Annotated in this window: 24 protein-coding genes; 7 read left to right on the top strand and 17 right to left on the bottom strand. The window is 68.4% G+C overall.

Annotated features, from left to right (window positions below; all coding sequences use genetic code 11):
- Positions 1-40: 40 nt before the first annotated feature.
- From Q8Q88_RS23405 to Q8Q88_RS23385, 5 genes are all read right to left on the bottom strand, one after another.
- Positions 41-1,834 carry a M3 family oligoendopeptidase gene (locus Q8Q88_RS23405; RefSeq protein WP_305677585.1) on the bottom strand — a complete coding sequence of 598 codons (1,794 nt, stop codon included), beginning with the start codon at positions 1,832-1,834 and terminating at the stop codon, positions 41-43.
- Positions 1,835-1,867: 33 nt separating this feature from the next.
- Positions 1,868-2,833, bottom strand: a complete 966-nt coding sequence (locus Q8Q88_RS23400) for an alpha/beta hydrolase (RefSeq protein WP_371129902.1) — start codon at positions 2,831-2,833, stop codon at positions 1,868-1,870.
- 244 nt (positions 2,834-3,077) lie between these two features.
- On the bottom strand, positions 3,078-5,207 hold the full coding sequence (locus Q8Q88_RS23395; RefSeq protein WP_305677583.1) for a PQQ-dependent dehydrogenase, methanol/ethanol family: 2,130 nt from the start codon (positions 5,205-5,207) through the stop codon (positions 3,078-3,080).
- An 86-nt stretch (positions 5,208-5,293) separates the two neighbouring features.
- Complete coding sequence (locus Q8Q88_RS23390) at positions 5,294-5,938, bottom strand: metal-dependent hydrolase (protein WP_305677582.1); 645 nt, start codon at positions 5,936-5,938, stop codon at positions 5,294-5,296.
- A gap of 37 nt (positions 5,939-5,975) precedes the next feature.
- Positions 5,976-8,234 carry a tetratricopeptide repeat protein gene (locus Q8Q88_RS23385; RefSeq protein ID WP_305677581.1) on the bottom strand — a complete coding sequence of 753 codons (2,259 nt, stop codon included), beginning with the start codon at positions 8,232-8,234 and terminating at the stop codon, positions 5,976-5,978.
- Between the two features lie 203 nt (positions 8,235-8,437).
- Here Q8Q88_RS23385 and Q8Q88_RS23380 point away from each other — a divergent pair, with 203 nt between their 5' ends.
- Positions 8,438-9,937: a sigma-54 dependent transcriptional regulator gene (locus tag Q8Q88_RS23380; protein WP_305677580.1), complete on the top strand. Its 1,500-nt coding sequence runs from the start codon at positions 8,438-8,440 to the stop codon at positions 9,935-9,937.
- A gap of 244 nt (positions 9,938-10,181) precedes the next feature.
- Here Q8Q88_RS23380 and Q8Q88_RS23375 read toward each other — a convergent pair whose 3' ends face one another.
- Together Q8Q88_RS23375 and Q8Q88_RS23370 are read right to left on the bottom strand one after the other, a co-directional pair.
- Complete coding sequence (locus Q8Q88_RS23375; RefSeq protein WP_305677579.1) at positions 10,182-10,499, bottom strand: hypothetical protein; 318 nt, start codon at positions 10,497-10,499, stop codon at positions 10,182-10,184.
- Positions 10,496-10,762 (bottom strand): DUF2312 domain-containing protein, encoded by a 267-nt coding sequence (locus tag Q8Q88_RS23370; RefSeq protein ID WP_254835671.1) that lies wholly within the window; start codon positions 10,760-10,762, stop codon positions 10,496-10,498. Before Q8Q88_RS23370 ends, Q8Q88_RS23375 begins: the two co-directional genes overlap by 4 nt.
- A 131-nt stretch (positions 10,763-10,893) precedes the next feature.
- Between Q8Q88_RS23370 and folE the strand changes: the two genes are divergently transcribed.
- Complete coding sequence (gene folE, locus Q8Q88_RS23365; protein WP_305677578.1) at positions 10,894-11,490, top strand: GTP cyclohydrolase I FolE; 597 nt, start codon at positions 10,894-10,896, stop codon at positions 11,488-11,490.
- Here folE and Q8Q88_RS23360 read toward each other — a convergent pair.
- Positions 11,487-12,092 (bottom strand): HAD family phosphatase, encoded by a 606-nt coding sequence (locus Q8Q88_RS23360; protein WP_305677577.1) that lies wholly within the window; start codon positions 12,090-12,092, stop codon positions 11,487-11,489. The genes folE and Q8Q88_RS23360 overlap by 4 nt on opposite strands.
- 10 nt (positions 12,093-12,102) lie before the next feature.
- Complete coding sequence (gene ykgO / locus Q8Q88_RS23355; RefSeq protein WP_254835668.1) at positions 12,103-12,228, bottom strand: type B 50S ribosomal protein L36; 126 nt, start codon at positions 12,226-12,228, stop codon at positions 12,103-12,105.
- A 137-nt stretch (positions 12,229-12,365) separates the two neighbouring features.
- On the opposite strand from ykgO, the gene Q8Q88_RS23350 reads away from it, so the two are divergent.
- Positions 12,366-13,667: a lytic murein transglycosylase gene (locus Q8Q88_RS23350; protein ID WP_305677576.1), complete on the top strand. Its 1,302-nt coding sequence runs from the start codon at positions 12,366-12,368 to the stop codon at positions 13,665-13,667.
- Here Q8Q88_RS23350 and Q8Q88_RS23345 read toward each other — a convergent pair.
- A complete protein-coding gene (locus tag Q8Q88_RS23345) occupies positions 13,664-14,983 on the bottom strand; it encodes an MFS transporter (protein WP_305677575.1) in 1,320 nt (439 codons plus the stop codon). The two genes, Q8Q88_RS23350 and Q8Q88_RS23345, sit on opposite strands and share 4 nt — an antisense overlap.
- 110 nt (positions 14,984-15,093) lie before the next feature.
- Between Q8Q88_RS23345 and motA the strand changes: the two genes are divergently transcribed.
- Positions 15,094-15,963: a flagellar motor stator protein MotA gene (gene motA / locus Q8Q88_RS23340; RefSeq protein WP_305677574.1), complete on the top strand. Its 870-nt coding sequence runs from the start codon at positions 15,094-15,096 to the stop codon at positions 15,961-15,963.
- Here the strand turns inward: motA and Q8Q88_RS23335 are convergent.
- Positions 15,960-17,045: a 5-(carboxyamino)imidazole ribonucleotide synthase gene (locus tag Q8Q88_RS23335; RefSeq protein WP_305677573.1), complete on the bottom strand. Its 1,086-nt coding sequence runs from the start codon at positions 17,043-17,045 to the stop codon at positions 15,960-15,962. The two genes, motA and Q8Q88_RS23335, sit on opposite strands and share 4 nt — an antisense overlap.
- A gap of 2 nt (positions 17,046-17,047) precedes the next feature.
- Positions 17,048-17,542: a 5-(carboxyamino)imidazole ribonucleotide mutase gene (gene purE, locus Q8Q88_RS23330; protein WP_305677572.1), complete on the bottom strand. Its 495-nt coding sequence runs from the start codon at positions 17,540-17,542 to the stop codon at positions 17,048-17,050.
- A 124-nt stretch (positions 17,543-17,666) separates the two neighbouring features.
- On the opposite strand from purE, the gene Q8Q88_RS23325 reads away from it, so the two are divergent.
- Complete coding sequence (locus Q8Q88_RS23325) at positions 17,667-18,416, top strand: GGDEF domain-containing protein (RefSeq protein ID WP_305677571.1); 750 nt, start codon at positions 17,667-17,669, stop codon at positions 18,414-18,416.
- A gap of 62 nt (positions 18,417-18,478) precedes the next feature.
- Positions 18,479-18,844 carry a VOC family protein gene (locus tag Q8Q88_RS23320; protein WP_305677570.1) on the top strand — a complete coding sequence of 122 codons (366 nt, stop codon included), beginning with the start codon at positions 18,479-18,481 and terminating at the stop codon, positions 18,842-18,844.
- A 16-nt stretch (positions 18,845-18,860) separates the two neighbouring features.
- On the opposite strand, the gene Q8Q88_RS23315 is transcribed toward Q8Q88_RS23320, so the two are convergent.
- From Q8Q88_RS23315 to Q8Q88_RS23305, 3 genes are read right to left on the bottom strand one after another with little or no spacing between them, the layout of a single operon-like run.
- Positions 18,861-19,079, bottom strand: a complete 219-nt coding sequence (locus Q8Q88_RS23315; protein WP_305677569.1) for a YdcH family protein — start codon at positions 19,077-19,079, stop codon at positions 18,861-18,863.
- A 52-nt stretch (positions 19,080-19,131) separates the two neighbouring features.
- Positions 19,132-19,578 (bottom strand): TIGR02444 family protein, encoded by a 447-nt coding sequence (locus tag Q8Q88_RS23310; RefSeq protein WP_305677568.1) that lies wholly within the window; start codon positions 19,576-19,578, stop codon positions 19,132-19,134.
- Positions 19,578-20,171 carry a UbiX family flavin prenyltransferase gene (locus Q8Q88_RS23305; protein WP_305677567.1) on the bottom strand — a complete coding sequence of 198 codons (594 nt, stop codon included), beginning with the start codon at positions 20,169-20,171 and terminating at the stop codon, positions 19,578-19,580. The genes Q8Q88_RS23310 and Q8Q88_RS23305 overlap by 1 nt, the downstream gene beginning before the upstream one ends.
- A 129-nt stretch (positions 20,172-20,300) precedes the next feature.
- Between Q8Q88_RS23305 and Q8Q88_RS23300 the strand changes: the two genes are divergently transcribed.
- Positions 20,301-20,474 (top strand): YdcH family protein, encoded by a 174-nt coding sequence (locus tag Q8Q88_RS23300; protein WP_254835657.1) that lies wholly within the window; start codon positions 20,301-20,303, stop codon positions 20,472-20,474.
- A 302-nt stretch (positions 20,475-20,776) separates the two neighbouring features.
- On the opposite strand, the gene Q8Q88_RS23295 is transcribed toward Q8Q88_RS23300, so the two are convergent.
- Positions 20,777-21,448: a DUF1013 domain-containing protein gene (locus Q8Q88_RS23295; protein ID WP_305677566.1), complete on the bottom strand. Its 672-nt coding sequence runs from the start codon at positions 21,446-21,448 to the stop codon at positions 20,777-20,779.
- A gap of 320 nt (positions 21,449-21,768) precedes the next feature.
- On the bottom strand, positions 21,769-22,404 hold the full coding sequence (locus tag Q8Q88_RS23290; protein ID WP_305677565.1) for a PEPxxWA-CTERM sorting domain-containing protein: 636 nt from the start codon (positions 22,402-22,404) through the stop codon (positions 21,769-21,771).
- Positions 22,405-22,551: the final 147 nt, after the last annotated feature.

Genomic DNA, 22,551 nt, shown 5'->3' with positions numbered 1-22,551 from the left:
GCCTCTTTCGGCGACGGGACGGTGGGGGTTTGAAGCGCCCCTACCCCACCAGCTCGTCGAACTCGTCGACCAGGCGTTCGAGCTGCTTCACGCCGGCCGCCCAGAAGGCCTTTTCGCGAGGGTTGAGGCCGAAGGGCTTCAGGGCCTCCACATAGGTGCGGGTGCCGCCGGCGGCGAGCAGATCCTCGTAGAGCGGCGCGAAGGCCTTGGGATCCTCGCGGCGCTTCTCCATCAGGCCGCGCACCAGCAGGTCGCCGAAGGCGTAGGCGTAGACATAGAAGGGCGCGTGCACGAAGTGGCTGACATAGGCCCAGTAGTGCTCGTAGCCGGCGTTGAGCTTCACGGCCGGACCGAGGCTCTCGGACATAACGTCCAGCCACAGGCCGCTGATGTGGTCGGGCGACAGTTCGCCCTCCAGCCGCGCGGCGTGGAAGCGGGTCTCGAACCGGTGGAACGCGATCTGGCGGACGACGGTGTTGAGGCCGTCCTCGATCTTGCCGGCCAGCAGGCCCATCCGCTCGGCCTTGGAGGCGCCGGCCAGCAGTCGTTCGAACACCAGGCCCTCGCCGAAGATCGAGGCGGTCTCGGCGAGCGTCAGCGGCGTGTCGGCCAGCAGGGTGCCCAGCGGGCTGCACAGGGTCTGGTGGACCGCGTGGCCCAGCTCGTGGGCCAGGGTCAGGACATCGCGCCGCTCGCCCATATAGTTCATGAACACATAGGGATGGCGGTTGGCGGTCACCGGGTGGGAGTAGGCGCCCGACTGCTTGCCGGCCCGGGGCCGGGCGTCGATCCAGGGCTGGGCGAAGAAGGTCTGGGCGGTGTCGGCGAACTTGGGCGCCAGGTCGGAGAAGCTCTCCAGCACCATGCCCTTGGCCTCGTCCCAGCCGTAGGTGCGCGGCTGGGCGGTGTCGAGCGGCGCGTTGCGGTCCCAGTAGTCGAGGGTCTTGCGGCCCATGACCTTGGCCTTCAGCGCATAGTAGCGGTGGCTGATCGAGGGATAGCCCTCAACAACCGCGGCCTCCAGGGCCTCGACGGCGTCGGCGTCCACCTCGTTGGCGATGTGGCGCGAGGCGGCGGGGTCGGGATATTTCCGCCAGCGATCCTCGACCTGCTTCTCGAAGGCCAGGGTGTTCATGGCGAGCGCCAGGTTGGGGGTGCGTTCCTCCAGGGCCTTGGCCAAGCCGTGGGCGGCCTGCTTGCGGCGGGCGGCGTCGGGGTCCGACAGGCGGTTCAGCGCCTCGGGCAGGGTAAGCTTCTCGCCACCAACCTTGGCGACCAGCCGGGCCAGGGTCTCGTCAAAGAGGCGGGTCCAGTTGGCCACGGCCGGGCCGCGGTCGATCAGGATGCGCTCCAGGTCGGGCGACAGCTCGTGCGGCCGCGACAGCCGCACCCGGCGCATCCAGGGCCGCCAGCGGGCGGCGGGGGGATGGGCCTTGAAGGCCATCTCGATTTCGTTGTCCTCGAGTTGGTTGAGCTCGAGGGTGAAGAACAGGCTTTCGGCGGCGATCTGCGAGGAGCGGGTCCGCAGGTCGCCCTCGAACTTGGCCCAGGCCGCGTCGTCGCGGGCGACGGAAGCGGCGAGGGAGGCGTAGGCGCCGACGCCCCACAGGCCGTTGGTGGCGGTCTCGTAGAGCGTGACGCCGTGGTCCAGCAGTTCGCCCAGGCGCAGCGGTTCGCCGCGCATGGCCACGAAGCGGCCCTTCAGCTTGATCAGCTCATCATTGGCGGCCTTGGCGGCGGCCAGATCGGTCTCGATGCGGGGATCCTCGCGGCCCACATAGAGGTCGTCGAGCCGCCATTGCGGCAGGGTGTCCAGTTTCACGGGAGCGTTCATGGGCGGACAGATAGCCTCTCCCCGGCGCGGCTCCTAGCGGGCAGCCCCCATAAACCGCTTCCGTTCCATCCACTTCAGCGTGATCTCCGGCCAGGCCGCCACCGGCTTGCCGACCGCGAAGCGCAGGCCGAATCCGTGGCCGCCCTCCTCGAAGACGTGCAGTTCGGCCGGAATCTTCTTGGCGCGCAGGGCGTCGAACAGGGCGAGCGCGTTCTCCACCGGCACGCTGAAGTCGTCGGCGGCATGGATGAGCAGGACGGGCGGGGCGTCCGAGCGGGCCTGGGCCTCCAGGGAATAGGCGGCCTCCTGGGCCGGGGTCGGCGTCTCGCCCAGCAGGTTGCGGCGCGAGCCGGCATGGGCGAAGGGCGGCTTCATGGTCGCCACCGGGTACATCAGCACCGAGAAGTCCGGCCGCGCCGACAGGGCGTCGGCGGCATCCACCGGGGCGTAGACCGGCTTGTCCCAGGCCAGGGTGAGTTCGCCCGCCACGTGGCCACCGGCCGAGAAGCCCATGACGCCGATGCGTTTCGGGTCGACGCCGAATTCGGCGGCGCGGCTCCGGATCAGCCGCAGGGCTCGCTGGCTGTCCTGCAGGGCCACGTCGGGACCCGCCGCCCAGCCCTCATGGGGCAGGCGGTAGGACATGACGAAGACGGTGACGCCGCGGGCCGCGAACAGCTCGGCGGCCTCGTAGCCCTCCTTGTCCATCACCACCCAGGCATAGCCGCCGCCCGGCGCCATGAGGATCGCCGCGCCATTGGGGCGGTCGGGGCGGAAGACCACCAGGGTGGGGGTGACGACACCGCGGACGATGCGGTCCCTGAGGGCGTCGGGAGACTTGCGCCGCTCGATGACCTCTTCCCTGGCGGTCGCGCGTTCGCCGCCGGGCGCCGCGCCGGGCCAGATCGGGAACTGCCGCGTGTGCGGTCCGGCGGGACTGGCCGCGCCGAGGGTGAGCACGGCCAAGGCCGCGAGGAGGAACTTGGACACCGGTGTCATTTCTTGACGCTAGCGCCTCTGGGATTTCGCGCAAGCCCCTCAACTTCGTCATCCTCAAGCAGGCGAAAGCGCTCTTCCTCTCCCCGCTCGAGGGTAGAGGGTAGGGTGAGGGGATGCGGCGCGAAGCGGCGCAATCCGGTCTAGCAGTCTGCTCAGTGCAGCGGAGACACCCCCCTCACCCTACCCTCTCCCCCCGAAAGACGGGTGGAGAGGAAGAGGAGTCCGCACATGGCCGGCGGCTGGGTCAGGTCTTGGGCGGAGGTCCGCCCTTGACCGGAGGGACGGCGGGCGCCGCGGCGCCCTTGGCCTCGGTGAGAACATAGGCCCGCAGGTCCTCGGCGCCCTGGGCGTCGAAGAAGCGGCTGAAGCTGGCCATGCCGCGTGTGGCCAGGGCCCCGTCGATCACCACCGACTTCCAGCTCTCGGCTGACAGCAGCATCTGCGAGCGCTTCAGGTCGGGCAGGAAGGTCCCGGTGGCGTTGGGTCCGTGGCAGACTTGGCAGTTCTGGTGGAATAGGGCGAAGCCGCGCTTGGCGTCGCCGGTCGAGGTCACGCCGGTGAGGTCGAGGGTCGCCACCTCCGGCCGCACATAGGCCGGTGCGACCGCCTTGCCGCCCAGCTTGAAGACCATCAGCCGGCCGGGCAGCCGCGGACGGTCGGGCAGAAGGAAGGGCGCAGACAGGGCGCCGGCTCCACCATAGCCGACCATCAGGGCTACATACTGCTCGCCATCGATCTCGTAGGTGGAGGGTGGGGCGATGACCCCGTTGTCGGTCTTGTAGGCCCACAACTTCTTGCCGTCGCCGGCGCCGTAGGCCGCGAACTCGCCCTGGGCCGCGCCCTGGAAGATCAGGCCGCCGGCGGTCGACAGCACGCCGGCGTTCCAGAAGTGCGGATGCTCGATGGTGAAGCGGGCCTTCTGGGCCACGGGATCCCAGGCGATCAGCTGGCCCTTGACCATGGCCTTGACCGCCGCGACCTGGGCCTTGTCGCTGGGTAGCGCATTGGCCAGGAAGTCGGTGCCGACGTTCCAGCCCCCGGCGCGATAGGTGTAGCCGGCGTCCGGCGTGTAGGCGAACGGGACCACCTGAGCCGGGATATAGACCAACCCTTCCTTCGGGTTGAAGGCCATGGGGTGCCAGTTGTGGGCGCCGAAGGGGGCGGGGATCTGCAGCGACGCCGCCTTCTCGTAGCGCACGCCGGGGTTCTCGATCGGCCGCCCGGTCTTCATGTCGACACCGGAGGACCAGGTGATCGGCACGAAGGGCTTGGCGGAGATCAGCGCGCCGGTGGCGCGGTCCAGCACGTAGAAGAAGCCGTTCTTGGGCGCCTGCATCAGCACCTTGCGCGGCGCGCCGTCGACGGTCAGGTCGGCCAGCATGATGTGCTGGGTGGCGGTGTAGTCCCAGCTTTCGCCCGGGGTGGTCTGGTAGTGCCAGACATATTCGCCGGTGTCGGGCTTCAGCGCCAGGATCGAGGAGAGGAACAGGTTGTCGCCCTTGCCGTCCGAGCGCTTCACATGGTTCCAGGGCGAACCGTTGCCGACCCCGGCATAGAGGAGGTCGAGCTCGGGGTCGTAGGCCATGGCGTCCCAGACCGTGCCGCCGCCGCCGGTGACCTTCCAGCCCTCGCCGAACCAGGTGGCCGCGCCCTTCTCCTTCATGACCTTGTCGGAGGCGGCGTTGTCGGGCGCCCCGGTGGGATTGGGCGTGGTGTAGAACCGCCAGACCAGCTTGCCGCTGGCCGCGTCATAGGCCGAGAGGTAGCCGCGGACGCCGTATTCCCCGCCGCCGTTGCCGATCAGCACCTTGTCCTTGATGACCCGCGGCGCGCCGGTGATCGTGTAGGGTTTGGCCGTGTCGGTGGTCTGGACGGACCAGGCCTCGGTTCCCGTGGCGGCGTCGAGCGCGATCAGCCGGCCGTCGAGCGTGCCGACATAGACCTTGCCCTTCCAGACGGCGACACCACGGTTGACCACGTCGCAGCAGGCGTCGAAGGCCTTCTCGCCCTTGATCTTGGGGTCGTAGGACCACTTGAGCTCGCCGGTCTTGGCGTCGAAGGCGTAGACCTTGGACCAGGCGGAGGTGGTGTAGAGCACCCCATCGACCATGATCGGCGTCGCCTCCTGGCCGCGATCGGTGTCGAACTCGTGCATCCAGGCCAGGCCGAGCCCGGCGACGTTGGAGGCGTTGATCTTGTCGAGCGGGCTGTAGCGCTGCTCGTCATAGGTCCGGCCATAGGAGAGCCATTCGCCGTTTCCGACGGCTGCGGCGATTCGAGCCCCGTCGACATTCCCGGCCTTGGTCCCGCCCTGGCCACAGGCTGCGAGCAGGGCGGTGGCGGCGAGCGCCGCCGCCAGTTTCAGCGTGTTCATGCTAGCGCCTCCCAATGGGCCGTTCAGTCGCGGCCTTTGGGAGGAACTATGCGCGGAACTTCGCCGTGGGCAAGCATGCCGCCGGGTCACGCAGCCTTGCGGCGGTCGGCAGCCCAGGCGGCGAGGCCGACAACGAGGTAGACCGCGATCGCCGAACCGCCCATGGAGACCGGGTCTCCGCCCAGCGGCGGCAGCATGGCGGCGATCTGGACCGCCACCAGCAGGGCGAGGAAGGCCAGCACCGGCCACAGCGACTGGCCCGCGCGTCCGCGCAGCCAGGCCCAGGCCGCGGCGCCGAGCGCCAACAGGCCGATCTCCACGGCCTGTTCCGGGACCGGATAGTTCCAGAGGCCGAAGCCAACCTTGCCGTCGCCGAACCAGAGTTCCAGGTCCGGGCGGTGGACCAGGAGGTCGAGGATCCAGTGGGAGAAGACCGCCAGGCCGACGAACACCGCCGCCCGCACCGGCAGGCGCAGGACGAACCGGACCGCCAAGGCGCCGGCCAGCGACCAGAGCACCACCGCCGGCAGGCTGTGGGTATAGGGCATGTGATAGAGGTCGAGGCTCGATCCGGGCAGGGTCGGATCGATGCGCACCTTCTCAACGCCGGCCATGATCAGGCCGCCCCAGCCGATGTCGATGAGCTGGGCCCCGATGACATAGGTCCAGAGCGGAGCGCGGGGCTCGATCGCCTTGGCGGCGAGGGAGGCGGCGTAGTGGCCGACGAACATGGCGGGTCCTTCCCGTGATCAGGCGGTCAAGGTCAAGCTAGCCGGGGGAATAGGCAATCGACGGTTTCCAAACCCCGGCCATGCGCGAATGCAGGGGCGCCCGCGAGGCGACCGCCGGGGTCCTGGCGAGAATGGCTCGGCGCATGGTGTCGTTGGACGCCTCGACCTCGCGGATCATGGCCCTGAAGCGCGGCTCGCCGCGCAGGGACTGGGTCGTCGGGTCGAGGTCGAGCCGGGTGAAGGCGTCGATGTCGTAGAGGACCCGGTAGCCCGCATCGATGGCGGCGCGGAGTTCCGCCAGGGCGCGGTCCTTGTCGCCCAGCATGGCGTAGGCTTTGACCCGGGCGATGCGTCGGGCGTTCATCTGGCGCAGGCCGGGCTTCGGCTCCGTGGCGGCGAGCACCGCCTGGAGGACCCTGCGGGCCTGGCCCTGGTCGCCCGTCTGCTGGATGACATAGGCCGCGCCAACCGCATCGCTGGCGAGCCGGGGCGAGACCTTGGGCGTCGGCTCGAACAACTCCGGCGAGGTCACCAGCAGCTGCTCTCGGGCGAGATCGAACTGGCCCAGATGCGCCCCGGCCAGGACGACGCCGCTGCGCCAGACGGGATCGGGCTCTGGCTGGGCCAGCCCGGCCTGTGCGAGCCGCATCAGGCCCTGGTGGTCGCCGGCCACCAGGAACTTGATGGCCTCGATGATCGGCCCGATGACCGGCTTTTCCCGCCAGTCGTCCAGGGCGGCGACCGCTTCGCGGGGCATGCCGAGATTGTAGTAGTAGTTGGCCAACTGGATCGACGCGGCCGGATCGGTCTTGGGCGCCGCCGCCATCCGGTACCAGACCACCGCCTGGTCCAGCCTGCCCTGCTCGGCCAGCACGTCCCCGAGTTGCTCCTTGGAGTCGACGTATTCCGGGAACAGCTCGACATTCATCCGGTAGCGCAGCTCGGCCTCCTGTAACTTGTCGGTGGCGAAGAGCGAACCGGCCAGGGCGTTGTTGGCGACGCGGTCGAGCGGATCGATCTCCAGCGCTCGGCGCAGATAGGTCACGGCCTCCTGCGGCCGGCTCCCGGCGATGAAATCGCCGTAGAGGCTGAGCGCCTCGGAATCGCGCGGCGCGAGCTCCACGGCGCGCTTGAAGGCGGCCTCAGCCTGCCCCTCGGCGCTCTGCTGGCCTTCCCGGATGAACCGGATGGCGCTGAGCATGCCCTTGGCGACATAGGCCGAGGAGGACTTGGGATCCAGCGCCAGGGCCTTGGCGATCTGCCTCTCGGCGTCGCGCACGGCGGGCAGGAAATCGCCCTCCAGGTGGTTCTGGGCGAGATAGGCCGTGGCGTAGGCGTAGTCGGCCCGCACCTCGGCGTTGTCGGGCTCCATCTCGATCAGCTTGCGGTAGATGGCTTGGGCGGACTGCAGCTGCGCCTTGCCCTTCTGGCGTACCTGGCCCTTGGCGACCACCTCCAGGCGATAGGCCTCAGGATCGCGCGGGACCGGGCGCGCGGGCCGCCCGCCCGCCCCCAGCTCCGCCTTCAGGGCCTCGGCCACACCGTCGGCGATCTCGGTCTGGATAGCGAAGGCGTCGTCCATGGTGCGGTCGTAGGTCTCCGACCACAGGTGGAAGCCGTTCTTGACGCTGACCAGCTGGCAGGTGACGCGCAGCCGGTCGCCCGAGCGGCGCACGCTGCCTTCCACCACATGGGCGACGTTCAGCTTGCGGCCGATCTCGCGGACATCCTCGTTCTTGCCCTTGAAATAGAAGGCCGAGGTGCGGCCGGCGACCTTCAGGTCCGGCACCTGGGCCAGGCTGTTGGTCACCTCCTCGGTCAGGCCGTCGGCGAAATACTCGGCGTCGGCCGCCTTGCTGAAATTGGCGAAGGGCAGGACCGCCACCGACCTGCTGGGCGGCGCGCCCATTCGCAGTCCCGCCCCGCCGTCCCGGCCCAGGGATCCGGCCAGGCCGAAGGCCGTCGCCGCGAACACGACCACCACCGTGGCGATCGCCGCCAGGGCGCCCCAGTCCATCCAGTTCAGCCGACGGTTCGGCTCCTCGGCGGCGGCCTTGCTGGCCCGCCGGATCGACCCGTCGGGACCCAGCTCGAAGGCCCAGGAGACCAGGACCGCGATCGGCAACCCCAGGGCCAGCAACAGCAGGGTGAGCGCAGACGCCCCCTTCGGAAGGTCGAGGGTTTCGAAAATGGTCTTGGCGACCTGGAAGACGCCCCAGGCTGTGACCGTGTAGACGCCGGCCACGCGCACCACGTTGCGTTTCTTCAATTCGCTGAGGAAGTGCCGGAAATCCAAGGCCGCCCCCACGGATAACCTCGGCACTATGCTCGAAAGCGAGACTATGCTGAAGGCCCCATCGCGATGTCCATGGCGGGCGGCCGTTAACCCCCGACTCAGGACTCCGAAACCCCGCCTTTACCCCGACCCTGTATCAATCCGGGTCAACGAGCCTCGTCCACGCAGACGAGCGTCCGGTTTCACGTGTGGGTGTTTTTCCAATGACCAAGACGGTCCTCGTCGTCGATGACGATCCAACGCAACGCCGGCTGATCCAGTCGGTCCTGGAGCGTGACGGCTTCGCCGTCGCCCACGCCGAGAGCGGCGAGGCGGCGATCGCGCGCCTGCAATCGGGGGCCGCGGCCGACATCGTCCTGCTGGACCTGGTCATGTCCGGCATGAGCGGCCAGGACACCCTGAAGGAGATGCGCGCGCGCAGTTTCACCACCCCGGTCATCGTGGTCACCGCCACCGGCGGCATCGACACTGTGGTCCAGGCCATGCAGGCCGGCGCCTGCGATTTCTTCATCAAGCCGGCCAGTCCAGAGCGCATCATCGTCTCGATCCGCAACGCGCTCTCGATGGGCGCGCTGAAAGGCGAGGTCGACCGCCTCAAGAAGCATTCCTCCGGCCGCATGACCTTCGCCGACATGGTCGGCGACAGCCCGGCCATGACCATGATCAAGCGCATGGGCGAGCGGGCGGCCAAGTCCTCGATCCCCATCCTGATCACCGGCGAGAGCGGGGTCGGCAAGGAAGTGATCGCGCGCGCCGTGCACGGCTCATCCGAGCGCGCCGGCAAGCCCTTCGTGGCGGTGAACTGCGGCGCCATCCCCGAGAACCTGGTCGAAAGCATCCTGTTCGGCCACGAGAAGGGCAGCTTCACCGGCGCCACCGACAAGCATGTGGGCAAGTTCCAGGAGGCCAACGGCGGCACCCTGTTCCTCGACGAGGTCGGCGAGCTGCCCCTGGACACCCAGGTCAAGCTGCTGCGCGCCCTGCAGGAGAGCGAGATCGACCCGGTGGGCTCCAAGCGCTCCATCAAGGTCGATGTCCGCATCGTCTCGGCCACCAATCGCGATCCCGCCCAGGCGGTGAAGGACGGACTTTTCAGGGAAGATTTGTTCTACCGCCTGAACGTCTTCCCGATGGAGGCCCCGGCCCTGCGCGACCGGCGTGAAGACATCCCGGCCCTGCTGGACCACTTCGTGCGCCGCTTCAATGTCGAGGAGGGCAAGACCGTGGTCGGCGCCTCGGCCGAGACCCTGGCCTTCCTGACGGCCTACGACTGGCCGGGCAATGTCCGCCAGCTGGAGAACGCGGTCTATCGCGCCATCGTGCTCGCCGACGCCCCCTATCTGCAACCCTACGACTTCCCCGCCATCTCCGGGGTGGCGGCCCCGCCGCCCGAGGCGGTGGCGTCGGCTTCCAGCCGGATGCCGGCCCAACTGCCGACAGCCGAACAACTGGTGGCCGAGATGTCGGCCGACGCCCCGGTGCGCATTCTCGACAACCGCGGCCACCTGCGGACCCTGGAGGAGATCGAACGCGACCTCATCCAGCTCGCCATCGAAATCTATGCCGGCCACATGAGCGAGGTCGCCAGACGCCTCGGCATCGGTCGGTCCACCCTCTATCGAAAGGTCCGCGAACAGGGCCTCGACGACGTCCTGAAGGGATCCGATGATGAAGCCGACGGTTCTGAGACCGCAGCTGCGTGACGACCGCTTGCGCGCGCTGATCCGCCAGGGTCGGCTCGCGGCCCTGCGCGCCGAGACGGCGCGCGCGGCGCGGGCGCTTTAAGGCTCACCGCATCCCAAAACCTTCCCACTCGATCGTCATGGCCGGCCTTTGTGCCGGCCACCCATAGACACCGAGGTCGGAGACTTGCTTGAGCGCGTCGTGCTCATGGATCCCCGGGACAAGCCCGGCGATGACGAACTTGGATGGGTTGGCCTCTAGGGCCTAATCCTCCGAGTAAGGCTTCGCCCGCCGCTTGAACGGCTTGCGGGTCATGTCCTTTTTCTCGCCCTTGGCCTTGGCGGCGATCTCCTTGAGCTTCACCGATTGCAGGACGGAAAAGGCCGCGCCCGGGCCGCCCTTTTCGGGGTCGGCGAAGGCGCGGCCATAGGTCTTCACGCGCTCTTCCACCGAACCCAGGAACTCGCCCTCCCAGTCGGAGAGCTTGACCTCGGCGCGGTCCGCCTTGCGACGGACGCGTTTCAAGGCGTTCAGCGCGGCCCGCTTGGCCTGCGCCTTCCGGTCTGGCGGGGTTCGCTTCAAATCTCTCCCATGGCCGCGAGATAGAGGTCGAGGATGGCCTCTTCCTCCAGGCGCTTGGCCCGGTCCTGCTTGCGGATGCGCACCACCTTGCGGAGGATCTTGACGTCGAAGCCGTTGCCCTTGGCCTCGGCGAAGACCTCCTTGATCTGTTCGGAGATCTCGGACTTCTCCTGCTCCAGGCGCTCGATGCGCTCGATGATGCTCTTCAGCTGGCCCTGGGCGGCCTGGTTCAGGATGTCGCCGTGGGCGTTGTCGTCGGACATGGGCAAAGCGTCTCACAAGTCGGGGAGGTCGGAAAGCGCGGGACCCTAGCGGCGCGGCCCGCGCCTGTCATCCGCCCGCTGAACCTTCGCCGCGGCGAAGCCGTTCATGACGCACCCAGGCGGAGTTTCCCATGTCCGAATTCCATGACGCGCCCAGGCGCCGGCCCACCCAGTCGGAGGCCGAGGCGGCCGTCCGCACCTTGATCGAATGGGCCGGCGACGACCCCGACCGCGAAGGCCTGCTGGAGACCCCGGCGCGGGTGGCGCAGTCCTACAAGGAGCTGTTCTCCGGCTATGAGACAGACCCCACCGACTACCTGGCCCGGACCTTCGAGGAGGTCGGGGGCTATGACGAGTTGGTGGTGCTGAAGGACATCCGGGTGGTCAGTTTCTGCGAGCACCACATGCTGCCGTTCCTGGGCAAGGCCCATGTGGGCTACCTGCCCCGCGACCGGGTGGTGGGGATCTCCAAACTGGCCCGGGTGGTGCACGGCTTCGCCCGGCGTCTGCAGATCCAGGAGAAGCTGACCGCCGACATCGCCGGCGCGATCGACAGCGTCCTCAAGCCCAAGGGCGTCGGCGTGGTGATCGTCTCCGAGCACAGCTGCATGACCATGCGCGGGGTGAACACGCCGGGCTCGCGCCTGACCACCAGCCACCTGACCGGCGAGGTGCGCGACGATGCGCGCACCCGGCAGGAGTTCTTCGAGCTGGTGCGGAACGGCTAGAGCAGGCCGCGTGCTTCCAGCGCCGGACGCAGGGCCGCCGGATCGGTGAAATGGTGGGCGTCGAAGCCCAGGGCGCGCGCGCCGTCGATATTGCGCGCGCTGTCGTCGACGAAGAGGAAGTCGCGTGGCGCGAAGCCGAACCGCTCACAGGCCAAGGCGTAGATCGACGGATCGGGCTTCATCGTGGCGATCTCGGCCGAGATGACGTAGCCGCCGAGGCGCTCGAAGGCCGGGCTCATGGCGGTGATGCCGTCGAAGACCTCATGCGACATGTTGGAGAGCGCGAATTGCGGCACGCCGGCCGCGTGCAGGGCCTCGATGGCCGCCTCGGTCTCGGCGATCGGCCCGGAGAACATGTCCCACCATCGGGTCTCCCAGGCGTGGATGGCGTCGGCGTAGTCGGGAAAGCGCTCAAGCAGCGGCGCGCGGTTGTCCGCGAAGGTCACGCCCAGGTCGTGGGCCACGTGCCATTCCACGGTGCAGACATGCGAAAGGAACCGGTCGCATTGCGCCGGTTCCTTGAAAAACTTGGCGTAGAGCGTGCGCGGGTCCCAGCGCACGATGACATTGCCGATGTCCCAGAGGACGGCTGACACAGCCATCCGGGGAGCCTCAGCCCTGCTTCGCCTTGAAGCGCGGGTTCGTCTTGTTGATGACGAAAATCACGCCCTTGCGACGCACCAGCTTGCAATCGCGGTGGCGAGTCTTGAGCGTCTTGAGCGAGCTTCTGACCTTCATGGACCTATCTCGGGCGCCGGCTTGGAAAGCACCGGGGTTATCTACAGAGCGGGCGCGTATACGGGCGGACGGCTTTTGAGTCAACGGCTGACGGCCTTGTGATTGGGGAAGAGCGCGGGCGCCGCTAGGCTTGGCCCATGGACCGCCGCCTCTTCCTACTCCTGCTCGTGGCCGGTTGCGCCGACACCTCCACCGAATTCAAGCCGATGACCGGCTCACCCTTCCCGACTCCGCAACCGCCCCCGCCGCGACCGGATATCCCCTCCGCGCCGCCCGGTCCCGCATCCTCGGGCGACGCCAGTTTCGATGAGTGGCGCGGCCAGTTCCGCAACCGCGCCCTGGCCGCGGGCCTTGCGCCCGCCCTGTTGGACCGCGAACTGGCCGGCCTGACGCCCAATCCCCGGGTGATCAGCCTCGACTCCGCCCAGCCGGAATTCTCCAAGCCGGTGGGCGACTACATCAAGGGCACGGTCAGCGACGACCGCATCGCGCGCGGCCAGCGCTACCGCGCCAACCTGCCCTTCTGGGGCGGGGTCGAACAGCGCTTCGGCGTGCCGCGCGACATCCTGATCGCCGTCTGGGCCATGGAGAGCGGCTTCGGGGCCATCCAGGGCGACTTCGACGTGATCCGCTGCATGGCGAGCCTGGCTTTCCACGGTCGCCGCCGGGCCTTCGCAGAGGGCGAGCTGATCGCGGCGCTGAAGATCATCGAGTCCGGCGAGGCCGACCGCGGCCGGCTGAAGGGCTCCTGGGCCGGGGCCATGGGCCAGACCCAGTTCCTGCCCTCCAACTACCTGGCCACCGCCGTGGACGGCGACGGCGACGGGCGGCGCGACATCTGGGGCTCCAGCAACGACGCGCTCGCCTCGGCGGCCAACCTGCTGGCCAAGGGCGGCTGGACGCGCGGCGAGGGCTGGGCCCGCGAAGTCATCGCCCCGCCCGGCTTCGACTACAGCCTGACCGAGGGCCCGCGCGAGACGCCGGACTGGTGGGCGGGCCAGGGCCTGAAGCCCGCCGACGGCCGGGGATGGTCGGGCGCCGACGCGGCGGCCAAGGCCATGCTGGCGGCTCCGGCCGGGGCGGACGGACCAATCTTCCTACTGCTCCCCAACCACTTCGCGATCCGCAAGTACAACAACTCGACGGCCTACGCCCTGGGGATCGGGCTGCTGGCCGACCGGTTCGCCGGCGGCGGCCCGCTGGCGCGAGCCTGGCCCCTGGAGATCCCGCTCGGCATCGGCGACCGCATCGCCGCCCAGACGGCGCTGGCGCGGCTGGGCTTCGATCCGGGCGCGCCGGACGGGGTGGTGGGCGTCAATACCCGCACGGCCCTGCGCGCCTGGCAAAAGGCCCGCGGGATCACCGCCGACGGCTATCTGTCGATGGACATGGTGCGGCGACTGAACGTCGAGGTCGCCGCCCTGCCCCCCGCGGGCTAGCCGCCGCCTTCGTCGCCCTTTTCCAGGGTGGCCTTGGCCGCGTCGGCGCGGGTGGTGGGCGAGGGGGCGGCGTTTTTCAGCTGCTGGTTCTGGAAGGCGTAGATCAGCATGGCCACCATCAGGACCGCGCACAGGATGAAGGGCGCGGGCGCGACGGCCTGGTAGAGCCAGACGAAGGCCGGGGCGAGCACCACATTGACCCCGTTGACCGCGGCGATGGCCCCGGCCACCCGGGCTTGTTCGTGCATGTCCACCGCCAGGGAGGAGCCCGCCGTGAAGCCCGGCCGCGCCAGGCCAAAGCCCAGGCTGGAGATGGCGTAGCCCGCCACCACCGCGGCATAGGTGGGCTGGAAAGCGACGATGACATTGCCGACGGCCGCCACGCCCACGCCCCAGCGCAGGAGCTGGCGCGGGGTCATCTCGAACATGCGGATGATGCCCCATTGGGCGAGCAGGCCGGCCACGGCGCCGAACATCATGGCGATGGCGATGAAGCCCTGAGCCTTCATCGGCGACAGGTCGAGCTGGTCGATGATCAGGAAGCCCAGGGTCTGGCCCTGGGCGGTCTGGCAGACCGCGACGATGAAGCCGTAGATCAGGAAGGGCGTGACGCGCGGATCGCGCCACATGGGCTTCTCCTTCACCACCGCCGCGCCCTTGACCGGCGCGGCCTTCACCGGCGCCACGGGCATGTTCTGGCTCTCGGGCAGCCTCTTCCAGACGATGAACAGCATGATCCCGGCGATGACCGCGAAACCGAACAGCGGGCCCGCCAGGCCGCCCTTGAACGGCAGCACGAACAGCGGTGCGATGAATGGCCCAATGACCGTGCCCAGGCCGAAGGCGCCGGCCAGGCTGGACATGGCCTGGGTGCGATTTTCCGGCGCCGTATGCTCGGCCAGATAGGCCTGGGTCGCGGGGTTCGAGGCCGCGCCGAACAGGCCAAACAGGGCCCTGGCGAACAGGAAGAAGACGAAGATCACCATGGGCGTCGTCAGGTGATAGAGGCCCGCGGCGACCACCAGGCCGCAGGCGATCATCGACATCATGAAGCCCGTCAGGCCGATCAGCATCAGCGGCTTGCGGCCATGCTTGTCCGAGGCCCTGGCCCACCACGGTGAGGAAAACGCCCACAACAGCGCCGAGAGCGAGAAGATCGCCGCCACCATCGGGTCGGGTATGCCGATCGAGCGGCCGATGGCCGGCAGGACCGAGATCATCCCGGTATTGCCCATGGCGGTGACCAGCGAAACGCCGAAGATGATCGCGAACGACCCCTTGGGCAGACCGTCCATGGCGGAAGCTGGCTTGGGCATGGTGCGCTGTTAAGGCGCTCCGATCCCTTGCGCAAACCCCGAAATGCTCACGCGACATTAAGCATTAATGGCGATGCTGCCGGCCGACACCCTGGGGACCGACCACCACCATGTTTCAGATTATCGGCATCGTGTTGCTGTTTGGCCTGGTGTTCGGCAGCTACATCATCTCAGGCGGCAATCTGGGCGTCATCCTGCACGCCCTGCCCCACGAGATGATGGCGATCGGCGGCGCGGGTCTCGCGGCCTTCCTGATCTCCAACTCCATGCCGGTCATCAAGGGCACGCTTTCGGGCTTCGGCAAGGTGTTCGCCGGGCCGAAGTGGAAGGCCAGCGACTACCGCGACCTGTTGTCCCTGCTGTTCCTGCTGACCAAGACCATGAAGTCCAAGGGCGTCATCGCCCTGGAAAGCCACATCGAGAACCCGAAGGACTCTTCGATCTTCTCGCGCTTCCCGCGGGTGATGAAGGACCACTTCGCCGTCGACTTCATCTGCGACACCCTGCGCATGATGACCATGAACCTCGAGGACCCGCATCAGGTCGAGGACGCCATGGAGAAGCAGCTCGAGAAGCATCACCACGAGGCGCTCGGCCCGGCCGGCGCCCTGACCAACCTGGCCGACGCCCTGCCCGCCCTGGGCATCGTCGCCGCCGTGCTCGGCGTCATCAAGACCATGGGCGCGATCACCGAGCCGCCGGAAGTCCTGGGCGAGATGATCGGCTCGGCCCTGGTCGGCACCTTCCTCGGCGTGTTCCTGGCCTACGGCCTGGTCGGCCCCATGGCGGTGCGCCTGAAGGAGGTCATCGAGGAAGAGGGCTCCTTCTACAAGATCATCCAGTCGGTGCTGGTGGCCCACCTGCACGGCAACGCCGCCCAGATCTCCGTCGAGATCGGCCGCGGCAGCGTCCCCTCGGGCGCCCAACCCAGCTTCCTGGAGCTGGAAGAGGCCCTGTCGGCCATCCCCAACGAAGCCTAGATCGGCCCGCGCAGCCGGTTCACGTGGCCCATCTTGCGACCGGGCTTGGCTTCGCGCTTGCCGTAGAGGTGCACGCGGGTTTCGGGTTCGGCGGCGTACTTCGCCCAGCCGTCCACCTCGTCGCCCAGCAGGTTCAGCATCTCTACCTGGGCGCGGGCCGCCGTGGGGCCCAGCGGCCAGCCGGCCACGGCGCGGATGTGCTGCTCGAACTGGTCCACTTCGCAGCCGTCCTGGGTCCAATGGCCGGTGTTGTGAACCCGGGGCGCGATCTCGTTGACCAGCAGCGACCCGTCCTTCAGTTCGAACAGCTCGATGCCGATCACGCCGACATAGGCCAGGCCCGTCAGGATCTTGGCGGCGATCCGCTCGGCCTGGGCGATGGTGGCGGCGCTGGTCCGGGCCGGGGCGACGCTGCGGCGCAGGACGCCCTTCTCGTGATGGTTCTCGGCCAGGGGATAGACCGCGATGGCGCCATCGCGGGCGCGGGCGGCGATGATCGACAGTTCGCGGACGAAGTCGGCGGGGGCCTCCAGGATCACCGGCCGGCCGCCCAGGGCCTCGAACGCCCGCGCCGCGCCGGCGGCGTGCTCGACCCAGACCTGGCCCTTGCCGTCATAGCCCTCGCGGCGGGTCTTCATCAGGCAGGGGGCCCCGATCCGCCCGGCGGCCTCGACGCAGCTCTCGGCGCTGTCGGCGGCGGCGAAGGCGACGGTGGCCACGCCGTTGGCGTTGAGGAAGCTCTTCTCGTCCACCCGGTCCTGGGCGACGGCCAGGGCCTGAGGACCCGGCGCCACCTCGACGCCGAGCGCCATCAGGGCCTCGACCGAAGCAGCCGGCACGTTCTCGAACTCAAAGGTGATGATGTCGGCCAGGTCGGCCAGGGCCTTCAGGGCGGCAGGGTCGTCATAGGCGCCGACGATGGCGTGGGCGGCGACGCGGCCGGCCGGGGCGTCGGTCTCGCGCTCCAGGATCGCCACGTCGAAGCCCAGCCGCGCAGCGGCCTGGGCCAGCATCCGGCCGAGCTGTCCCCCACCCAGTATGCCGAGCGTCGATCCCGGCGGCAGCGGCAGGGGGGCGGCCATGCTCAGACGTCCTCGACGGTTTCGGCGACGCTGGCGGTGTGCTGGGCGCGATAGGCGACTAGCCGCTCGGCCAGGGCCGGGTCGGACAGGGCCAGGATCTGGGCGGCCAGCAGGCCGGCGTTGCGGGCTCCCGCCTCGCCGATCGCCAGGGTCGCCACCGCGATCCCAGCAGGCATCTGGACGATGGAGAGCAGGCTGTCCATGCCCTTCAGCGCCTTGGACTCCACCGGCACGCCCAGCACCGGCAGTTCGGTCATGGAGGCGGTCATGCCCGGCAGATGGGCCGCGCCCCCCGCCCCGGCGATGATCACCTTGAAGCCCGCGGCCTTGGCGCCCTTGGCGAAGTCGTACATCCGCTGGGGCGTGCGGTGGGCGGAGACCACCTTGGCCTCATAGGCCACGCCCAGGGCGTCGAGGCTCTCGGCGGCGCCCTTCATGGTGGGCCAGTCGGACCGGCTGCCCATGATGATGGCGACCGGCGCGGTCGTTGCGCTCATGACGTTAGATGCCCCTGCGGCGGAAAGGCGCGGAGTATAGGCGCCGGTCTTGCGCCCGCAACCAAGGACGTTCAGGATTCTCAACTCGCTAGGACTTCAGCGATTCTCGTTCGATGAAAGCCCCATGAAGATCACCGGCGCCCGCTCCGAATCCTTCTCGGCCATCCGCAAGAGCGCACTGGTGCGCGCCGGCGCACAGGCGACCGCGACGGCCACCGGACCAACCGACAAGACCGCCTTCCTGGGCCTGGCCGAGGGCGACCTGACACCCGCCGTCCAGGGGGCGGTGAAGACCCTGCTGACCGAAATCGACGAGCTGCGCGGCGAGGTCACGCGCCTGAAGGCCAAGCTGGCCGAGGTCGAGGATCTGGCCGACCGCGACGCGCTCACCCCCCTGCTCAACCGCCGGGCTTTCGTGCGCGAGCTGTCGCGCATCCGCACCTTCTCTCAGCGCTACGGCTCGCCGGCCAGTGTGGTCTATTTCGACCTGGACGGCTTCAAGCACGTCAACGACCGCTTCGGCCACGCGGCCGGCGACGCGGCCCTTCGCGCCGTGGCCGAGCGGCTGCTGGCCCATGTGCGTGAGAGCGATATCGTGGGCCGCATGGGCGGCGACGAGTTCGCGGTGATCCTGGTCCAGGCCGACAAGCCCACCGCCGAGGCCAAGGCGGAGGCCCTGGCCGACGCCATCGAGGGCTCGCCCATTCAGTTTGGCGACTGGTCGGCGCCGCTGCACATCTCCTACGGCGTGCGCGAAATCTCCTCGGAGATCGATCCCGAGGAACTGGTGGCCGAGGCCGATGCGGCCATGTTCATCCGCAAGCGCGAACGGCGCGGGATCATCGAACCGCGCCAGGCGCCGCGCATCGGCTAGAAACCGCTTCCCTGACGTTCGCGTCACGCGGCTAAGGTCCTTCCCGTAAAGGGAGAACGACCATGATCGGCTACACTACAATCGGCAGCAACGACCTGGAGAAGGCTAAGACCTTCTACGACGCCGTCCTGGCGCCGATGGGCGTTCGGCGCGGCTATGACGGGGGCCGCATCATGTTCTACGGGAAGTTCGGCGCCGGCGGTTTGGCCTTGTGCGAGCCCTATGACAAGCAGCCCGCCAAGCCCGGCAACGGCACGATGGTGGCGCTCGCGGCGGAATCTCGGGAGATGGTCGACGCCGTCCACGCCGCGGCCCTGGCCCAGGGCGCAACCTGCGACGGCCCGCCCGGCTTGCGGGGCGACACCTTCTACGGCGCTTATTTCCGGGACCTCGACGGCAACAAGGTCTGCGCCTTCAAGATGGGCTAGCTGACGGTCGTCACGCTCAGGCGATGATGTCGGGGGTGAGCTGGTTGCGCAGGCGGGAGATCTCGTCCTTCAAGGCCAGCTTCTTCCGCTTCAGCCGCGCGATGACCATCATGTCCGGAACCGGCTGGCGGGAGAGCGCCTCGACCGCCGCGTCCAGGTCCGCATGCTCCTGGATCACCGAGCCCAGGTGAGCGCGGAACCTCGCCTCCGCATCGTCGATATCGTCGTCGTTCATACGCTACGCCTCGCCGCCCGACTCAGATGATGCGCACCCTGGCTGCCCTCGTCTAGACGAGGGCGCGCGCCAGGCGAGCCAGGGCCTCGTCCGGCGCCGGGCTCCCCCAGGCCGCTGAGGCCGCGCGCAGGCTCTCCAGGGCCGGATGTCCGCCGCTTGAGGCCGGCGCCAGGGTCTCCAGGGTTTCCATCAGCACCCGCTCGGCGCGCAGTTCGGCGGCCTTGACCTCCTCACGCAGGGCCTCGCGCGCGCCGTCATCCACCGGCGGGAAGGCCGCCTTGAGCGTGCGGCGCACCTCGCGGATAGGCTTCAGCACCGTCGCGTCCCAGGCCTTGGCCGCCGCCGCGCCGCCTGCGAGCGCCTCGGCCGACGGTCCCTCGGCCCAGATGGCCCACAGCAGGAACGAGGTGTTCTGGCCATGCCGGTCCTGCAGGTCCAGCGTCGCCTCCGGCACGCCCGGAAGGCAATAGACCTCCAGCGTCCAGTCCCAGAGCGACATCAGCCCTCCCCCTGCAGCGGACCAACGTCCTGGCCCCAGCGCTTGACCGGCTTCCAGGACAGACCGAAGAGATCCAACGCCCGGCCGACGGACTGGTCGACCATCTCCTCGAGGCTGGTGGGCTTGGCGTAGAAGGCCGGCATGGGCGGGGCGATGATCGCCCCCATCTCCGCCAGCCGAACCATCGTGCGCAGATGGCCCAGGTGCAGGGGCGTCTCGCGGACCATCAGCACCAGGGGCCGGCGCTCCTTCAGTGTCACGTCGGCGGCGCGGGTCAGCAGGGACGAGGTCACCCCGGTGGCGACCTCGCTCATGGTGCGCACCGAGCAGGGCGCGATGATCATGCCCAGCGTCGGGAAGGAGCCGGAGGCCACCGAGGCGCCCACATCCCCGACCTTGTGGACCACGTCGGCGCGGGCCTGGACGTCCGCGACGGTCAGGGTGGTCTCCTGGGCCAGGGTGAGGGCTGCGGCGCGGGAGAAGATCAGGTGGCTTTCGACCGCGAGTTCGCGGCAGGCGTCGAGCACCCGCAAGCCGTAGGCCACGCCGCTGGCGCCCGAGACGCCGACAACCAGGCGTGTGCTGCTGCTCATGGGTTAGGTCTCCACGCCCGATTTCCAAGCGTCGCCGGTGAATGTCGGATCGCAAACATATGTGATCTGACAGAGCAGGCCAGCGGGTGTTCACTCACGCGCCTAGGTTCATGCAGGAGACGACACGACATGGCCGTTGAAGCCCGCATCCGCGAACTCGGATCCCGTCATCAAAATCTTGAGAGGGCGATCCAAGACGAGATGAACAGGCCCGCCGCCGACGCCGTGAAACTACAGGAACTCAAGCGACAGAAGCTTAAGCTGAAGGAAGAGATCCAAGCCCTGGGCGCTCGCGCCCACTGACGCTTTGCGGTCGCGACCCGCGAGGGACGCGGCTCGCCCCATCTCTTCCTCGTCCGAGGGGGGCCGGACGCCAGGCGACCCTGGTCGACCGCCCCCTGAAGGTCCCCGGAGGCGGTCGACAGGGTTGTCTGAGCCCATCGCCGGACGAACTTGATATCCATGCTCGTCATCCCCGGGCTTGTCCCGGGGACCCATGAACACGAGTCGCCCAGGCAAACCTCTGACCGCGGAGTCTATGGGTGGCCGGCACAGAGGCCGGCCAGGACGAACCTAATGGGTGGCGTTTCCTGGTTCGCCGGCCCCTAGTCCTCGTCGGCGTCTTCGTCTTCGAAGTGGGGTTGCTCGGCGACGTGATGATCGTCGTCTTCCACCAGCACGCCAGTCTCCGAGGCCGGAGCCAGGGTCGCGCCCTCGGGCTCGACGATGCCGCGCTTGGCGTCGTCCTTGGCCTTCTTGTCGGCCGCCTTGCGGACCACCGCATCCAGTTCCATCTGGGTCGAGAGGCCGAGCGTCACCGGATCGACCGGCTTGATATTGGCGGCGTTCCAGTGCTGGCGATTGCGCACCTGGTCGATGGTGGCCTTGGTCGTGCCCAGCAGGCGCGCGATCTGGCTGTCGGCCACTTCCGGGTGGTTGCGGATGAACCAGGCGATGGCGTCCGGACGGTCCTGGCGGCGCGACACCGGAGTGTAGCGCGGCGCCTTCTTCACCGGCTTCAGCAGTTCGGCGTGTCGGCTCTTCTGGGCCTTCATGCGGTACTTGTCGCTCTTCTGGGCGGCGTCCAGTTCTTCACGGTTGAGCTGGCCGTTGGCGATCGGGTCGGCGCCGCGGATGTCGCGCGCCACCTCGCCGTCGGCGATGCCTTTGACTTCCAGCGGGTGCAGGCCGCAGAAGTCGGCGATCTGCTCGAAGGTCAGCGAAGTGTTGTCCACCAGCCAGACAGCGGTCGCCTTCGGCATCAGGATGTCGGTCATGACAGTATTCCTAAAATGACGGCGCCCGGCCTTTCGGCCGGGCGGTGCATAAAGCAGCACCTCCTATAGGCGCGTTCGAAGTCCAAGAAAACGACAATCAACGAAGTCGTTCGCGACTCCGCGCCGCGCAGGCCCGCGGGACGGAACCGCCCCGCCGCGACGCCGTCCAATCACCGACAACCGGGAAGGACACGCCGATGCGCAGGGACATCTGGGGCCGCGCGCGTGAGGATATTCGTCGCCGTCAGGACATGGGACCTGCCCGCGACCGCTAGGCGCGCCGCGCGACGACCTTCTGTCGTCAGCGCAGCGCTGAAGTCCTAGGCGAAGGCGGCGGAGTGCGCGCGCCGGCGGCGGGCCGCGCCACCCAGCAGGCCGAAGCCGGCGATCATCATGGCCCAGGTGGCCGGCTCGGGGACGATCGAGGCGACCGCGATATTGTCCAGTTCAAACGAATTGCCGCTGGAGGAGAAGATGACCTGGGTGATCCGGTCCGACCCGAAATTGTAGGTCATCCGCCGGCCGATCGTCTGATTGCCGCCGAACGAGCCATCGGCCAGGGCCGCGCCGGTAAGGGTCTCGTCATAGCCGTTCAGGCCGATGAACCGGATGCTGTTGTAGGAGTCCGGCGAGCCGATATAGACGCTGAGCGCGCTGATCAGCGGCGTGTTCAAGGTCGCCGAGCCGCCCGTCTGGATGGCCAGATAGTCGGTGGTCGTGCCAGGCGGCGGCGCCGCGACTCCGGGGACGAGACCCAACGAGCCGTCGAAGACCCCGGCCAGACCGCTCAGGATGAGCGAGAAGCCCGGCGCCACATAGCCATCGAAATCATAGACCACGGACTGGCCGACCGGCGGCGGCGTGTCGATCGGCGAGGAGATGACCGTCAGGGCGTTCGCGGAAGTTGCAATCGATAGACCTGCAGCCACGGCCAACAAGCTTAACTTCATCGTCATGGTGTATCCCACTCCAGGCTTGACAGTTGAATCGCCACCCCTCGGCACGCCACAAGAAGTCGCCTCAATCAGGCCGTGTCAACCAAGTTTCTCGGTTACAATATGCAATATACTTCACTGTATAAAAAACGACCTCACTAACCATGT

The sequence above is a fragment of the Phenylobacterium sp. genome, assembly GCF_030697925.1.
GTDB lineage: Bacteria > Pseudomonadota > Alphaproteobacteria > Caulobacterales > Caulobacteraceae > Phenylobacterium.
This window is presented reverse-complemented; position numbering and strand designations above follow the sequence as displayed.

Excerpts from the sequence above, each read along its gene's own strand:
- Q8Q88_RS23405 (WP_305677585.1), bottom strand. The coding sequence starts at position 1,834 with ATGAACGCTCCCGTGAAACTGGACACCCTGCCGCAATGGCGGCTCGAC.
- Q8Q88_RS23400 (WP_371129902.1), bottom strand. The coding sequence starts at position 2,833 with ATGACACCGGTGTCCAAGTTCCTCCTCGCGGCCTTGGCCGTGCTCACC.
- Q8Q88_RS23395 (WP_305677583.1), bottom strand. The coding sequence starts at position 5,207 with ATGAACACGCTGAAACTGGCGGCGGCGCTCGCCGCCACCGCCCTGCTC.
- Q8Q88_RS23390 (WP_305677582.1), bottom strand. The coding sequence starts at position 5,938 with ATGTTCGTCGGCCACTACGCCGCCTCCCTCGCCGCCAAGGCGATCGAG.
- Q8Q88_RS23380 (WP_305677580.1), top strand. The coding sequence starts at position 8,438 with ATGACCAAGACGGTCCTCGTCGTCGATGACGATCCAACGCAACGCCGG.
- Q8Q88_RS23370 (WP_254835671.1), bottom strand. The coding sequence starts at position 10,762 with ATGTCCGACGACAACGCCCACGGCGACATCCTGAACCAGGCCGCCCAG.
- folE (WP_305677578.1), top strand. The coding sequence starts at position 10,894 with ATGTCCGAATTCCATGACGCGCCCAGGCGCCGGCCCACCCAGTCGGAG.
- Q8Q88_RS23360 (WP_305677577.1), bottom strand. The coding sequence starts at position 12,092 with ATGGCTGTGTCAGCCGTCCTCTGGGACATCGGCAATGTCATCGTGCGC.
- ykgO (WP_254835668.1), bottom strand. The coding sequence starts at position 12,228 with ATGAAGGTCAGAAGCTCGCTCAAGACGCTCAAGACTCGCCACCGCGAT.
- Q8Q88_RS23350 (WP_305677576.1), top strand. The coding sequence starts at position 12,366 with ATGGACCGCCGCCTCTTCCTACTCCTGCTCGTGGCCGGTTGCGCCGAC.
- Q8Q88_RS23345 (WP_305677575.1), bottom strand. The coding sequence starts at position 14,983 with ATGCCCAAGCCAGCTTCCGCCATGGACGGTCTGCCCAAGGGGTCGTTC.
- motA (WP_305677574.1), top strand. The coding sequence starts at position 15,094 with ATGTTTCAGATTATCGGCATCGTGTTGCTGTTTGGCCTGGTGTTCGGC.
- Q8Q88_RS23335 (WP_305677573.1), bottom strand. The coding sequence starts at position 17,045 with ATGGCCGCCCCCCTGCCGCTGCCGCCGGGATCGACGCTCGGCATACTG.
- purE (WP_305677572.1), bottom strand. The coding sequence starts at position 17,542 with ATGAGCGCAACGACCGCGCCGGTCGCCATCATCATGGGCAGCCGGTCC.
- Q8Q88_RS23325 (WP_305677571.1), top strand. The coding sequence starts at position 17,667 with ATGAAGATCACCGGCGCCCGCTCCGAATCCTTCTCGGCCATCCGCAAG.
- Q8Q88_RS23320 (WP_305677570.1), top strand. The coding sequence starts at position 18,479 with ATGATCGGCTACACTACAATCGGCAGCAACGACCTGGAGAAGGCTAAG.
- Q8Q88_RS23315 (WP_305677569.1), bottom strand. The coding sequence starts at position 19,079 with ATGAACGACGACGATATCGACGATGCGGAGGCGAGGTTCCGCGCTCAC.
- Q8Q88_RS23310 (WP_305677568.1), bottom strand. The coding sequence starts at position 19,578 with ATGTCGCTCTGGGACTGGACGCTGGAGGTCTATTGCCTTCCGGGCGTG.
- Q8Q88_RS23305 (WP_305677567.1), bottom strand. The coding sequence starts at position 20,171 with ATGAGCAGCAGCACACGCCTGGTTGTCGGCGTCTCGGGCGCCAGCGGC.
- Q8Q88_RS23300 (WP_254835657.1), top strand. The coding sequence starts at position 20,301 with ATGGCCGTTGAAGCCCGCATCCGCGAACTCGGATCCCGTCATCAAAAT.
- Q8Q88_RS23295 (WP_305677566.1), bottom strand. The coding sequence starts at position 21,448 with ATGACCGACATCCTGATGCCGAAGGCGACCGCTGTCTGGCTGGTGGAC.
- Q8Q88_RS23290 (WP_305677565.1), bottom strand. The coding sequence starts at position 22,404 with ATGACGATGAAGTTAAGCTTGTTGGCCGTGGCTGCAGGTCTATCGATT.